The sequence below is a fragment of the Fibrobacter sp. UWT3 genome, from assembly GCF_900230125.1.
In the GTDB taxonomy this organism is placed as follows: domain Bacteria; phylum Fibrobacterota; class Fibrobacteria; order Fibrobacterales; family Fibrobacteraceae; genus Fibrobacter.
On the sequence record NZ_OCSS01000002.1, the window covers coordinates 432,615 to 446,932 of the forward strand.

The following is a 14,318-nucleotide window of genomic DNA, read 5'->3' on the forward strand; positions in this document are numbered from 1 at the left end:
AGGTCAAATTCGAGGATTAATTTTTATCCCACCTTACACATTGCAGGTATTCTTTCCACGACTTTTTCTCTGTACTTGGTGAACTGACGCCATTCTATAAGTTTGTTATGCTGCAGAATGCCAAGCGCGACTGGTACAGAGATGCCAACATTTTCACTAAGTTCATTTAAACGTGCTGCGGTTAAATATTTCCCATACTTTTCGCCGTAACAGAGCACATCGTCTGTGCGTAGCATTTCATTTGCATTTGTGTCAGCTTCTTTTTCCCGTTGGCTTTTCGCATCAGAATCAAGGTTGTCGAGGACTGGCTTGCTTAAAATGTCATAATGCAAAAGAACATGACTTATTTCGTGAGCCAAGACAAACCAAAAATTGTCAACTCTGTCGTACCGCCCTGTATAAACTATAACAGGGTTCTCTCTTACAATAAATGTCGCACCATCAAGGTATGTTTTGCTCAAATGGCTTTGTACAAAGAATGCGACACCGCATTCCTTCAGCTTTTTAATGATTTCAATTTCACCATTTTCTTTTGCTGTATATTGATAAAACTTTTTTGATAAAGTGTCTAGCTTTTCTTTGTTATAAGGTTTTAGTTTGGTGAATTTTTTTGCGTGTAATTTTGCATATTCATACCAGGTTCTACAATACCATTGGCTGTATTGATAATCGTATTTTGTTTGGCGTGCTGCAAATTTCATTCCTTGGTTATATTCTTCTTCGGGAATGCGCTCTACGCCAAAAAGTCGAAAACATTCTTTCTTTATGCCTTCTTCCGTAGAAACATCATTGGCGAACCAACCCTTTTTCTTAATTTCGGTAACGGGCATATACTTGCGCAAGGTCGCTTTCAGTCCTGTTAAACGTTCTTTTTCCAAGTTGGAATCTTGACGTTTGCGCAGTTGATACTTTGCATCGAGATTCAACCACATTTCCGCCGATGTGGAAAATGCCTTCCCTAAAAGAACTGCCGTTTCAGGGGTTATGCCTTGCTTGTTATTGATAATCTGGTTGATTGTTTTTTCGGTTAGTCCCGTAATATCGGAGAGATCGCTCTGCTGCCATCCAAGTTCTTCCATAGCGTCGCGGATAATGTCACCGGGACCCGGGTTGAAAAAAGGTTTCAGTTCTTCGGCCATTTTCTTAGTCTCCGTAATGTTTTGAAAGTTCCACAAGATTTACTACATCAACGCTAACTGGATTTGTAGTTTTTTTAATAGTGGGTTCATGAACAACCATATTCATTACCGGTTAAGTTAAATATATCCTTTTTTCTTGTTAAGTGGTATACCCTTGTGGTCTAGGCAGCCTGTTTTGACAGCCTATATTCAACCGGAGTCATGTATCCCAGCGAACTATGGAGCCGTTTCCGGTTGTAGAACAGCTCGATATACCTGAAAGCGGCCTCCCGCACGTCTTCGATGTCCTTGAAGTCACGCCTGTAGGCCATCTCCTTCTTGAAGCTTGCGAAGAAGCTTTCCATGCAGGCGTTGTCGTAGGGGCAGCCCGGTGCGCTCATCGAGGGCGTTATCCCGTTCTCCGAGAGCATCGTGCGGTAACCCATGCTACTGTACTGCACGCCGCGGTCGGAATGGAAGATTAGTCCGTCGTGATGGCCGCGTTGCATGATGGCATTGGACAACGCGCGCTTGACAAGTTCCGTGTCGATGTTCTTGCTCACGGCATAACCCACCGCCTCCTTGTTGCATAGGTCAAGTACCACGGCAAGGTACACCCAGCCAAGCGTAGTCTTGACGTAGGTGATGTCGCCGGCCCAGACGGCGTTCAGACTGTCGGGATCGAACTTCCGCTGCACCAGGTTCTCGCTGTACATGGAGTCACATTTGCCCTTGCGGTAGGGTTTCCATTTCTTGAGCGTGACCGGATAGAGACCGTTCTCGCGCATGATGCGGCGCAGTTTCCACACCTTTACCTCGTCACCCTTGTCATGGAGTGCCGCCTGCATCTTCGGGCAACCGTACACGCGGTGGTTTTCTTCGAAGGTGTCGCGGACCTTCTGGACAAGCCGTTCTTCGCGGGCCTTCTTCTCGGCACGTTTTTCCTGCTGGCGCGACCACTGGTAGTAGGAACACTGCGGTATTCCTAGGGCTCTGCACATCTTCCTGACTGAGTATTTCTTGCGGTTCACGTGTATCGCCTCGCATTTCAGTCGTGTGGTCGCATAAAGATGTGCAGGGATTTTTTTAGGATCTCTACCGTCTCCTTCTCGTCCGCAAGCTCCTTTTCACGCTTCTTCAGGAGTTTTTCCAGTTCCCTGTTCTTGGCGGCGAGTTCCTCGACGGACACCTTGCGGATTCGCCGTTCCTCGCGGTAGCTCGGCAGGTTGTGTTCCTTGCGGTACTCGTTTACCCACCGACCGACTGTATTGGGCCCGATTCCGAGTTCCTTGGCTATTTGGTTTGCTGACTTTTCGCCTTTCAGGACCAGCTTGATGACCTGTTCCCTTGTCTCGGAGCTATAGTTGATTTTTGCCATTGTTTTACCTTTTGGGGGTTGCGCAATGAATATAGTAGCTTATGCTACCCTCTTATTAAACTCCTGCATGGTCCAAAAGTCAGAATTTATGGAATCCTATAGATAGTGTGATTGGTTCCGAAGATACTCCTTATGGATATTTAACTTATGAAAATGTTCCACATAACCGATATTCTCTTGCGTCAAATGGGGAACATCTCTTTGTGGCAGGAGATTCGCCATCTGTACCATATGTTTATATGGGTGACTATGGCCCCCCTATGGAAGTGAATATAAAGGTTGGCGAGAGATTTATGGCAATTTTTGTGCCAATATGATTTGCCTAGCTCATGGATCGTCTTATGGTATGGTTACTGTAGGGGATACTCTATATGTGGCAAACAAGGAGGCTCTTTTGAAATTCCCTCTAAAAGATTTAGACGAAACTATTTCGGACCAAGAATCATATCCGTCGGTTAAGTAAAAAATGTTTAATAAGGCTTTGTCAAGCAAAGGATGGAAAACAATTGTGAAAATGATAATTGTAAATGCTATAATTTTTTTTGTGTTGAAACCAAATTGTTGATACAATTCCGAGTACTTTTTTTACACCGGATCCTATTGAATTGTTCGAAAAAGCGACAACATGTGAAGAACAGATTGCTAATCTAAGATATTTCTATGAATTGTGTAAGGATTGGAACGAGCAACACATGTGATATATTAAATATTGGACCGATAAGGGCCATCAAAATGGCTAAAAATGCTTTACTGCATTACAACCGGGAACGGAGCGATATTGACTTGGCTGTTTTCGGTGGCGGCGTGGATCGCTTCGAAGAGTTGCTTGAAGAGCAGGCGGATACGCTTCTGTCGTTTGATGTTGTGAACCTGAACGAGGTCGTTTCGGACAAGTTGAAGGCTGCCATTGCTCGAGAGGGGAGGCTGCTGTATGCAAAAGTTTGAGAACTTCGTTAACTGCTTTTAGGCCTCCCTACGTACAAATTTCTTTACTTTGTGCGTGCTGTAAGCATTTTGAAAGAAACGAATAGGGTTTTTGTCGCAATGCCCTAGCGAGATGTATCTATATTTGGCCCCGGTTTTGGATGTTTGTCTGTTGTTGATTGGAGACAAAGGAAAGGGGTTGAAATGACCTTGTTTGGAGATAGTGAACTCTTGGTTCTTGTAATCAAGTTCGTGTGCGTTGTGGGTGTTTCGGTCGTGCTGTTCGCATACGCCTGCTGGAGGCTCTACCGCCATGAGGCACACTTCGTGCCGGTGCGCAAGAAGGAAAAGTGGGAAATCGCGTTCGAGAACTGGCTTCGCGAACACGGGAACCACGAACTCAACAGGTTCTAGCGCCTGAACCCTCAAAAACGTTTGTTTTGGGCCACCTGCCGCGTACGGGGGCTTTTTGTGTGGGCGTTTTTTCCTAAATTTGCAGACGTAAAATTTAATCGGTGGCCGCGGGTACGCTTTCGGCCGTTATAAAGGAACGTTATGAGCATAGTAGATACTGTCCTCCACAAGGTTTTCGGAACTCCGCACGAACGCAAGGTGAAGCAGCTCCGCCCTGTAATCGAGAAGATTCATGCGGCAAGGCTTGCCCTCGAGGCCCTGGACGATGCGGCCCTTGCCGCGAAGAGCGCGGAATTCCGCGAGAAACTCAAGAACGGCGGCACTCTCGAGGATATCAAGGTCGATGCCTTTGCGGTGTGCCAGGAAGCCTGTGACCGCAGGCTCGGTATCTTCAACATCTTCAAGCCGGAATATGGCTTCGACTTCAGCCGCCTCGGCCCCGAACTGCAGGATGCGGTGAACGACGCGAAGGCGGAACTCGACAGCGGGAAGAACGAATGGGAAGTCTACCTGCCTGCCGCCCTCTACGCGAAGGTGCGCGAGCTCTACCCTGAATCGGTAAAGCCGTTCCGCATGATGCCCTTCGACGTGCAGATGATCGGTGGCCTCGTGCTCCACGAGGGCGCGATTGCCGAAATGGCGACGGGTGAAGGTAAGACCCTCGCTGCCGCCCTCCCGGTGTACCTGAACGGCCTCGGCGGCCACGGTGTGCATGTGGTGACGGTGAACGACTACCTCGCAGGCCGTGACGCGAAGCAGATGGGCCTCGTGTACAAGTTCCTCGGGCTTACGGTGGGCCTTATCGTGAACGGGCTCGACCCGGAAACGCGCCGCACGAGTTACAACAGCGACGTGACCTACGGTACCAACAACGAGTTCGGCTTCGACTACCTGCGCGACAACATGGCGGTCGACCCCTCGCAGCTGGTGCAGCGCGAGCTCAACTTCTGCATCGTGGACGAAGTGGACTCCATCTTGATTGACGAGGCGCGTACCCCGCTTATCATCAGCGGCCCTGCCGAGGATGCGACCGACAAGTACTCGAAGGCGAACGAGATTGCCCAGAAGCTCGTGAAGAACAAGGATTTCGGCGTGGACGAGAAGGACAAGTACATCATGCTCACCGAGAAGGGCGTGAACCACGTGGAAAGCCTCCTCCAGATTACGAACCTCTACGGCGAGCACGCCGACTGGGTGCACTACATTGACCAGGCACTCCGCGCATGGCACCTGTACGAGAAGGACGTGGACTACATCGTGCGCGATGGCGAAATCGTCATCGTGGACGAGAACACGGGCCGCCTCATGGAAGGCCGCCGTTACAGCAACGGCATGCACCAGGCCATCGAGGCGAAGGAAGGCGTGCAGATCCGTCGCGAGAACCAGACGCTTGCGACCATCACGTTCCAGAACTACTTCCGCATGTACAAGAAGCTCTCGGGCATGACGGGTACCGCCGAAACCGAAGCTACGGAATTCATCAAGATTTACAACATGAACACGTGGGTGATTCCCACGAACAAGCCCTGCATCCGCCAGGACCTGCAGGACATGGTGTACAAGAGCGAGGACGCGAAGTGGCGCGCCATCGTGGCAGAGATCAAGGAACGCCACGGCAAGGGCCAGCCGCTCCTCGTGGGTACGGCGTCCATCGAAAAGTCCGAGCACCTGCACGGCCTTTTGGAGAAGGAAGGCATTCCGCACGAAGTGCTGAACGCGAAGAACCATGGACGCGAAGCGGAAATCATCCAGTATGCCGGCCACAAGGACAAGGTGACGATTGCGACCAACATGGCTGGCCGCGGTACCGACATCGCGCTTGGTCCGGGAGTCACGGAACTGGGTGGCCTGCATGTGCTTGGCACGGAACGCCACGAGTCCCGCCGTATCGACAACCAGTTGCGCGGCCGTTCGGGCCGTCAGGGTGACCCGGGTTCGAGCCAGTACTTCTTGAGCCTCGATGACAACCTGATGCGCATCTTCGGTGGCGACAGCGTGAAGAACCTGATGACCCGCTTTGGCGTGGGCGAGGACGAGGTGATTACCCACCCGATCGTGAGCCGCTCCATCCGTGGTGCACAGCGCCGCGTGGAAGGCCAGAGCTTCGATATCCGTAAGCACTTGCTCGACTACGATAACGTGATGAACGAGCAGCGCAAGGTGATTTACGGGCTCCGCCGCCGTATTCTGAACGGCGAGGACATCAGCCAGGAAATCATGGACCGCATCGAGGACGCGTGCGATATCAAGGTTTCTAACTACATCGTGGCGAAGAGTTACCCCGAGGACTGGAACCTCGAGGGGCTGCATACCGACCTGCAGCGCACGCTCGGCATGGAATACCACCTCACGCTCGACGAGGCGATGCACAAGACTCCGGAACAGGTGCTCGACGAGATTATCGGGCTCTGCAAGGCGCGCTACGAGAAGCTCGGCAAGATTATCCCGGAAGCCGACTTCCACAACATCGAGCGCCGCTTCCTGCTCATGACGATTGACCAGGTGTGGAAGGAACATTTGTATGCGATGGACCAGCTGAAGGATGCCATCCGCTTCCACGGTTACGCGCAGAAGGACCCGCTGATGGTCTACAAGAACGAGGGCTTCAAGCTGTTCGAGGGCTGCCTCGAGAAGATTGCGACCCTCACGGCGCTGCGCATCTTGAACATCCGCATTACGCTCCCGAACGGCATGACCGTGTCGCCGGACCAGCTGCAGCTCAAGAGCCAGGAACAGATTGATGCCGAGAAGAAGGCCGCCGAAGCCGCGCAGGCACAGGGCGGCTCGCCAACCGATAAGGCTGCTGAGCCTGCCGAAGCGGAGCAGCTGAGTGCAGAAGGCGCGAAGGCCGCGGGTCTCGCCGGCCAGGCCGCTACTTCCGAAAGCAACGCCATCTCGGAAGAACAGCAGGGCGCCCAGCCGATGCCGCAGTCCGCCTTGCCGGGCACGCGCCCGACGGTGCGCCGTACCTACACGAACCCCGCCGTGCTCGCCGCCGCAAGGAAGCGCGCCCAGCAGCAGGGCCCGAAGCTCGGGCGTAACGACCCGTGCTGGTGCGGTTCTGGCCTCAAGTACAAGAAGTGCCACGGCAAGGACGTGGAGTAATACGGTGCAGACCGCGAAGCGTTTCTTTAGTCTGGAAGGCATCGACGGGTCGGGAAAGACGACCCAGATTGACATGCTTATCGCCGCCCTCACGAAGGAAGGCTATTCCGTCGTGAAGTTGCGCGAACCTGGCGGCGCGAAGATTTCGGAACGTATCCGCGAGATACTGCTCGACCCTGCGTTCAAGGGCGTGATGGGCGACAAGACCGAACTCCTCCTGTACAACGCCGCCCGCGCGCAGGTGATTCACGAGATTATCCAGCCGGCACTCGATGCGGGCAAGGTCGTGATTGCCGACCGCTTTGCGTGGAGCACGTATGCCTACCAGGGATACGCCCGCGGGCTCGGTGCAGGCATGGTGCAGCAGCTTACGGAACTGACCTGCGGGGGGTGCTTCCCGGAACTTACGGTAGTGCTCGATATCGACGTGCAGCGCGGCCGCGCACGCACCGCGAAGCGGGGCGAGGCACCCGATCGCCTCGAGCAGGAGAAGGCCGACTTTTTCGAACGGGTGCGCCAGGGCTACCTGGCCGCGGCTCGCGAATACCCGGACTGTGTTGCCGCAATCGATGCGGACCGCACTCCCGACGAAGTCTTTGCGGATTTGTTCGCGCTTGTGAAGGCGAGGCTCTGATTAAAAAACTATATTTGCGCTACCCAAAAGGTTCAACTTTAACATCAAGGCGCATTTATGTCAGATCGTTTTATCGTGACCGGCAACTTCACCGATGACCCGTTCGCCATCGACATGGCCCAGTACATCGGCCTCCGTGAAGACATCTCCGACGTGGTCTCCCTGAAGACCTTCGCCAACTCCGAATTCTGCCCCCGCTACGGGCTCGACGTGGACGATATGGAACATATCGGCCGTCGCCTCGAGGGCAAGATCGTGTTGATTTGCTCGGTCTCGAACCACGAACGCAGCCGTAACGACTACGCCATGCGCAACTGCATTCTGGCCCGCGCCGCGAAGGACAACGGTGCCGAGCAGGTGGTGCTCGTGGAACCCGACCTGTTCTACAGCGCACAGGACCGCGGCCCGCACCGCATTGGCCCTCTCGAGAAGGACCGCCCGGACATCGATTTGAAGAAGTTCGACGGCCAGGCCTTCACGAGCCTCCTCTACGCCGAACTTTTGAAGAAGTCCGGTGTGGATGCCGTGGTGACGGTGCACAACCACAGCGTCAAGGTGCAGAACCTCTTCAGCGAAATTTTCGAAGGTCATTTCCACAACCTCATCCCGACCGACGTCTACGCACACTACATCAAGAACAGCAACTTCGTGCAGACGGGCAAGGACGGCAACAACCTGGTGATCGTCTCCCCGGACAAGGGCGCACGCCCGTTCATGAACGCCGTCTACGAGGCGCTTGACCTGCCGGAATGCAAGCGCGTGGTGATGGACAAGGTCCGTACCGGCGAACGTGAAATCAGCATGACCTTCAACCCGGAACTCTCCGACATCAGCATCGAGGAAATCCAGGGCAAGGACGTGATCGTGTTCGACGACATGGTGCGTACGGGTACGACCATCGTGCAGTGCTGCGAGCACATCAAGAAGGGCAACCCGAACCGCGTGTGCTTCGGCGTGACGCACTTCCACACGAGCCCCGAGGCCCGCGAGAAGCTCAACAGCCCGGCCATCGACGAAATCCTCACGACCTCCACCCTCCCGGACATCATGAACCGCGACTGCCAGGGCCGCCTGCGCAAGAAGCTCACCGTGATGAAGCTCGGCAAGTGGATTGCCCGCCACGTGATGCAGATGTACGGACTCGACGACGGACGCTTCGAGAAGGACTTCTACAAGATCGACATGAGCTCGAAGAACCCGCGTTGGCCGCCCGTATTTTTCTAGTTTGTTCGCGTCCCGCTAGGCGGGGCGCTTTTTTAAATTGAGGTTTCCATGACCGTTTCGATGCAAGATGTGATGAAACAGTCCGGCGTGGCGTTCGGTACGAGCGGTGCGCGCGGCCTGGTAACTGCCATGACCGACCGCGTGTGCTACGTGTACGCGCGTTCGTTTATCAAGTACTGCGAACAGAGCTACAAGTGCGAGCATACGATTGCGATTGCGGGCGACTTGCGCCCGAGTACGGAACGCATTCTGAAGGCGCTCGTGAAGGCGGGCGAGGACAGCGCGTGGAAGGTCGTGTACTGCGGCCGCATCCCGAGTCCGGCGATTGCGCTGTACGGCATCGACAAGGCGCTCCCGACCATCATGGTCACGGGCAGCCACATCCCCGCAGACCGTAACGGCATCAAGTTCAACCACCCGCAGGGCGAGATTTCCAAGAAGGACGAGCAGGGAATCGTTTCGCAGTCTGTCGACTTTGATGAGGCGATTTTTGATGCAAGCGGCATGCTGAAGAATGCCCCGGAACTCCCCGCCGTGGAGATGAAAGCGGAAGAGAACTACCTGAAGCGCTACCCCGCGTTCTTTGGCAGCAGGGCTCTCTCGGGCCTCACCATCGGCGTGTACCAGCATTCCGCCGTGGGCCGCGACATCGTGGTGAAGGTGCTCGAAAGCCTGGGTGCCACCGTGAAGCCCTTTGCAAGGAGCGAGACGTTTATCCCGGTCGATACGGAAGCTATCCGCAAGGAAGACGAAGACCTTGCCCGCGACTTCGCGCATAAGGACTTTGTGGATGCGATTTTCAGTACGGACGGTGACTCCGACCGCCCGCTTTTGGCAGACGATACCGGCATGTGGCTGCGTGGCGACGTGCTGGGCATCCTCGCTGCCCAGGCGCTTGGCGTCAAGCGCATTGCAACTCCGGTGAGTTGCAACACGTCGCTCGAGAAGTCCGGCTCCTTCGAGAAGATTTGCCGCACCCGCATCGGGAGCCCGTACGTGATTGCCGGCATGGAAAGCCTTGTGGACGCCGCGGACAAGGGCGCGTCCGTCGCCGGTTACGAGGCGAATGGCGGGTTCTTGCTGCAGACCGACCTCACGCGTGAATTTGTCGATACCGATGGCCGCGGCGGCGAGACGCGTGCAACCCGCACGCTGCCCGCACTCCCGACCCGCGATGCGCTCCTCCCGATGATTGCCGTGATGGTGCGCGTGCGCGAGGAACGCATGTGCGTCGTCGACCTGCTCAAGCGCCTCCCCAAGCGCTTCACGCTCAGCGACCGCCTCAAGGAATTCCCGACTGCGACCTCGAAGGCCAAACTTGCCGAAATCCGCGAGCAGAAACTCGGCGAAAAGCTTTTCGGCGCGCTGACCGCGAAGCCGAGCCGCTTCAAGCCCAAGGACGGTTCCGCCCCGGCGCAGTTCCAGGGCAAGATTGTCGCAATCGACGAGACCGATGGCTACCGCATGGAATTCGATTCCGGCGACATTGTGCACCTTCGCCCGAGCGGCAACGCTCCCGAGTTCCGCTGCTACGTGGAAACCGAGGACAAGGTGCGCTCCGCCGAGCTTCTCGAAGCCTGCATGAAAATCATGGAAGGCTGGCGCGGTTAAGACCTGCGCAACTATTTTTTGTATCTTATAACTTGTATGTTGAAGAAACTGCTGATTATCCTCCTGCTCCCGTGCGTGGCCGCCTTTGCGGCCAGCGGTCGCTACTGGAATACCGGGCTTGGCGGGGTGACCATGCAGTTCCTTTCGATGCAGGTATCGCCCCGCAGCGCCGCCCTCTCGGGTGCTGGCGTCGCCGATGCAAGCCGCATCTCCGAAGTGACGCGCAACCCTCTGGCACTCACGGGTCTGCGCGAATCCGAATTCGGGCTTAACCAGATAATTTTCGGTGATGCGGGTGCAGACAACTTTGTCTCTGTTTATTACGGGTTGCCGCTTTTTGAATCGTTCGCCCTCTCCTTCGGGCTCGAGTACCTCGGGTACGATGACCTGGAGGGCCGCGACGAGGAAGGCATGCTTACCGGGGATTACGGTGCGTATGCGTGGGCATTGCAGGCTGGCGCCGGCAATTACGGCAAGGCCTTTGGCTGGTCGCTTTCTGCACGTTTTGCCTACCAGGCGATTGACGACGAGTCGACCCTCGCCATTCTGGGCGATGCGGGTGTTGTTTACCGCATGCTCAAGTACCTCTCGTTCGGTGCCACCATCACGAACTTCGGCTACGTGACTGACAGCGAGTACAGCGGCGAGCACGAGGCCGCCCCGATGGCACTGCAGGCGGGCATTACGGGCATCGTTCCCGTGAGTAGCCTCCTCGGGCTCGAGAGCCTCTGGGAAGTTCACGTTTCTGCCGACGCCTACCGCCGCGCCGACATGGACGACCCCGAATGGCGCTTCGGCATGGAAGTCGCCTACCAGGAATTCCTGCTGCTCCGTGCGGGTTATGCGGCACGCCCGCATACCGAGGACGGCTTCAGCGCGGGCCTCGGGTTCACCTTCGGGCGAATCGTCTTTGACTACGGCTACTCGCCGCGCCCCGCGCTTGGCGATGGCAACCACTATCTCGGCCTGGGCGTAAGGTTCTAGCCCTTATTCTAGCCCTTATTCTAGCGCCTCCGCCATGCTCCCCGCGTGCTTGCGCACCTGGTAGCAGAGGCTCCCCCTGCTTATTCCTAGCTTGCTCGATGCCATGCTCTTGTTCCATTCGCACGAGTCGAGCACGTTCTTGATGACTTCCCACTTGGGGGCGGCCGCGCGCCGCTTGGCCCAGAGTGCGTTTTGCTCGCCCTTCTGCCTTGATTCTTCCTCGTGTACCGATGCCATCGCGAATTCCTCGCACAGGAGTTCCTCGAGCCTTACCCCGTGCGATTCCAGCAGGGCGTAGCGCTGCAGCACGTTTTTCAGCTGCCTCACGTTGCCGGGCCACTTGAACTGCCTGAGGGCGGTAATCTCGCCAATGGTGAGCCTTGTCTTGGGGACCTCGAAATGCGTGCGTCTCGCATGCTCGCATATCCTGTACCACAGGTCGCGTGCGAGCTCCTCGAAGTCGTCGCGCGAGCGCAGGGGAGGGATGACTATCGGGAATACGTTCAGCCTGAAGAACAGGTCTTCGCGGAAACGCTTTTCGAGCACCTCCTTCTTGAGGTTCCTGTTTGTAGCGCAGATGAGCCGGAAGTCGACGTGGATGCAGTGCGAGCCGCCTACGGGCAGTACCGTGCGTTCCTGCAGAATGCGCAGTAGCTTGCTCTGGGCGTCGAGCGGGAGTTCGCCTATCTCGTCGAGGAACAGCGTGCCCCCGTGTGCCGACCGCACGATACCCTTCTGGTCGGCGTATGCCCCGGTGTAGGCGCCCTTCACGGAGCCCTCGAGCGTGCTTTCGATGAGGTTCTGCGCGAGCGCCCCGCAGTTCAGCGCGATAAACGGGCCGTTCCTCCGCGGGCTCTGCTCGTGTATGTAGCGTGCCGCGACTTCCTTGCCTGCGCCCGATTCCCCCTGGATGAGCACGGGTACGGAGGAGTTCGCCGCGATTTTCATGAGTTCCTTAGGTTGTTTCATGGTGGTCTCCTAACCATAAAACGATTTCGCGGGGATTTTGAGCCAAGCCCTCCCTGTTTTTTTACATTCGCGTATCAATTTTTACAAAACCTTGCCGTGACGCTCGCCTTTTGCTACATTTGCCCCCGCGCGGCGGTAAAATGCCGTCGCAGACATAGACAAATAAACCAAGTGGCTGGCCAGATGGGTAGGCTTGGGCACGACGGTCGCGAGGAAAGTGACTGCGCTCGAAGCCGAGAGGTTTGGTGGCCCGAAAGGAAAAAATGAGTCAAAGAATCGTATGCAAGTTCGGCGGCAGCTCTGTCGCCGATGCAGGCCAGTTCAAGAAGATCAAGGCCATCGTTGAATCCGACAAGAACCGCAAGGTCATCGTCGTTTCCGCCCCCGGTAAGAGGAATCCCAAAGAGACGAAGCTTACCGACCTCCTCTACAGCACCTACGACCTCGCCTCCAAGGGCCTCGACTTCTCGACCCCGTGGAACCTGATCCGTCAGCGCTATGACGAAATCTGCAAGGACCTGGGTCTCGAAGACAAGCTGACCGAAGACCTCGACAGCCTCGAGGACAAGCTCAAGAACGAACCCGAATCCGTGAGCACGGACTTCCTGGTGAGCCGTGGCGAATTCCTGTGCGCACGCCTCATGGCCAAGTACCTGGGCGCAAACTTCGTGGATACCTTCCCGCTGATTACCTTCGACGACAAGTACCGCATTGTCCCGAAGACCTACGAAGACATCGCGAAGACGCTTTCCGACGAGAACCAGCTTTACGTGCTGCCGGGCTTCTACGGTGCAAACCTCCGTGGCGAAGTCAAGACCTTCAGCCGTGGCGGCTCCGACATCACGGGCGCTATCCTTGCTAACGGCATCGATGCCGCCAAGTACGAGAACTGGACCGACGTCTCGGGCATGCTCATGGCAGACCCGCGCATCGTCGAAAATCCGCTGCCCATCGAATACGTGAGCTACCGCGAAATCCGCGAACTCGCCTACTCCGGCGCCAGCGTGCTCCACGACGAATCTATCGCCCCGTGCCGCGCGAAGAAGATTCCTATCAACATCCGCAACACGAACCGCCCGCAGGATCCGGGTACCATCATCGGCCCCACTCCGGAAGAAGCGAAGCTCCCGATTACGGGTGTCGCCGGCCGCAAGGGATTCTCGATGATCTACATCGAAAAGTCCATGATGAACAAGGAAGTCGGTTTCGGCCGCCGCGTGCTCGCCGTGCTCGAAAGCGAAGGCCTCTCCTACGAACTGTGCCCGAGCGCCATCGACTCCATGAGCATCGTGGTGGACTCCAAGGCCCTCGACGCCGTGCAGGACGTGGTTCTCGAAGACATCACGCAGCAGATGCGCCCCGACCGTATCAAGGTGTTCCCGGGCATCTCGCTCATCGCGACTGTCGGTCACGGCATGACGAACAAGATCGGTGTGGCCGCGAAGCTGTTTACCGCTCTCGCCGAGAACAAGGTGAACGTCCGCATCATCGACCAGGGTTCTTCGCAGATCAACATCATCACCGGTGTTGACGAAGCCGATACCGAGAAGGCCATCAAGGCCATCTACGGCGCATTCGTGAAGTAACACCTCCGGTGTCATCCTGAGTGGCGAAGCCACGAAGGATCTCAAACCCGAATATAAACTGCGACCCGGAATTATCCGGGCCGTTTTTATATATATTACATCCAGAGGTAATCTTATGTCACATTGTCGTTTTTGCGGTTCATCCAGTCACGGGAGCGGCTGCTCCTACAGCCCCACCGGCAAGCATGTCCATATTGCGGACTCTTCGAGTTGCATCTACTGTGGCTCGTCCAGTTACGGTTCGTGCAGTTACAGTCCCACCGGCAGGCACAAGCACGGTCATGGTAACGACAAGTGTGCCTATTGCGGCTCGACTAGTTATGGCTCCGGCTGTAGTTATAGCCCGACAGGGAAACACGAGCATTAGGACT

Annotated in this window: 13 protein-coding genes; 9 read left to right on the plus strand and 4 right to left on the minus strand. The window is 55.8% G+C overall.

Going from position 1 to position 14,318, the window contains the following annotated elements; genetic code table 11:
- Positions 1-23 precede the first annotated feature (23 nt).
- From CRO08_RS09585 to CRO08_RS09595, 3 genes are all read right to left on the minus strand, one after another.
- On the minus strand, positions 24-1,139 hold the full coding sequence (locus tag CRO08_RS09585) for a HigA family addiction module antitoxin (protein WP_097036011.1): 1,116 nt from the start codon (positions 1,137-1,139) through the stop codon (positions 24-26).
- Between the two features lie 161 nt (positions 1,140-1,300).
- Positions 1,301-2,149, minus strand: a complete 849-nt coding sequence (locus CRO08_RS09590; protein WP_176495067.1) for an IS3 family transposase — start codon at positions 2,147-2,149, stop codon at positions 1,301-1,303.
- A gap of 17 nt (positions 2,150-2,166) precedes the next feature.
- Complete coding sequence (locus CRO08_RS09595) at positions 2,167-2,496, minus strand: transposase (protein WP_097034692.1); 330 nt, start codon at positions 2,494-2,496, stop codon at positions 2,167-2,169.
- A gap of 732 nt (positions 2,497-3,228) precedes the next feature.
- Here CRO08_RS09595 and CRO08_RS09600 point away from each other — a divergent pair.
- From CRO08_RS09600 to CRO08_RS09630, 7 genes are all read left to right on the plus strand, one after another.
- Positions 3,229-3,441: a nucleotidyltransferase domain-containing protein gene (locus tag CRO08_RS09600; RefSeq protein WP_097036012.1), complete on the plus strand. Its 213-nt coding sequence runs from the start codon at positions 3,229-3,231 to the stop codon at positions 3,439-3,441.
- A gap of 183 nt (positions 3,442-3,624) precedes the next feature.
- On the plus strand, positions 3,625-3,834 hold the full coding sequence (locus CRO08_RS09605) for a hypothetical protein (RefSeq protein ID WP_072807588.1): 210 nt from the start codon (positions 3,625-3,627) through the stop codon (positions 3,832-3,834).
- A 141-nt stretch (positions 3,835-3,975) separates the two neighbouring features.
- Positions 3,976-6,939, plus strand: coding sequence for a preprotein translocase subunit SecA (gene secA / locus CRO08_RS09610; RefSeq protein ID WP_097036013.1), 2,964 nt, complete (start codon positions 3,976-3,978; stop codon positions 6,937-6,939).
- A gap of 4 nt (positions 6,940-6,943) precedes the next feature.
- On the plus strand, positions 6,944-7,573 hold the full coding sequence (gene tmk, locus CRO08_RS09615) for a dTMP kinase (protein WP_097036014.1): 630 nt from the start codon (positions 6,944-6,946) through the stop codon (positions 7,571-7,573).
- 57 nt (positions 7,574-7,630) lie between these two features.
- The gene (locus CRO08_RS09620; protein ID WP_097036015.1) at positions 7,631-8,797 is read left to right on the plus strand and encodes a ribose-phosphate pyrophosphokinase; all 1,167 of its coding nucleotides are present in this window, start codon (positions 7,631-7,633) and stop codon (positions 8,795-8,797) included.
- 48 nt (positions 8,798-8,845) lie between these two features.
- On the plus strand, positions 8,846-10,408 hold the full coding sequence (locus CRO08_RS09625; RefSeq protein ID WP_097036016.1) for a phosphomannomutase: 1,563 nt from the start codon (positions 8,846-8,848) through the stop codon (positions 10,406-10,408).
- A gap of 36 nt (positions 10,409-10,444) precedes the next feature.
- On the plus strand, positions 10,445-11,392 hold the full coding sequence (locus CRO08_RS09630; RefSeq protein ID WP_097036017.1) for a PorV/PorQ family protein: 948 nt from the start codon (positions 10,445-10,447) through the stop codon (positions 11,390-11,392).
- A 15-nt stretch (positions 11,393-11,407) separates the two neighbouring features.
- Here the strand turns inward: CRO08_RS09630 and CRO08_RS09635 are convergent, their stop codons facing one another.
- Positions 11,408-12,361, minus strand: a complete 954-nt coding sequence (locus CRO08_RS09635) for a sigma 54-interacting transcriptional regulator (RefSeq protein WP_097036018.1) — start codon at positions 12,359-12,361, stop codon at positions 11,408-11,410.
- Positions 12,362-12,624: 263 nt separating this feature from the next.
- Here CRO08_RS09635 and CRO08_RS09640 point away from each other — a divergent pair, with 263 nt between their 5' ends.
- Together CRO08_RS09640 and CRO08_RS16560 are read left to right on the plus strand one after the other, a co-directional pair.
- Complete coding sequence (locus CRO08_RS09640) at positions 12,625-13,947, plus strand: aspartate kinase (protein WP_097036019.1); 1,323 nt, start codon at positions 12,625-12,627, stop codon at positions 13,945-13,947.
- 115 nt (positions 13,948-14,062) lie between these two features.
- On the plus strand, positions 14,063-14,314 hold the full coding sequence (locus CRO08_RS16560) for a hypothetical protein (protein WP_101956418.1): 252 nt from the start codon (positions 14,063-14,065) through the stop codon (positions 14,312-14,314).
- Positions 14,315-14,318 lie beyond the last annotated feature (4 nt).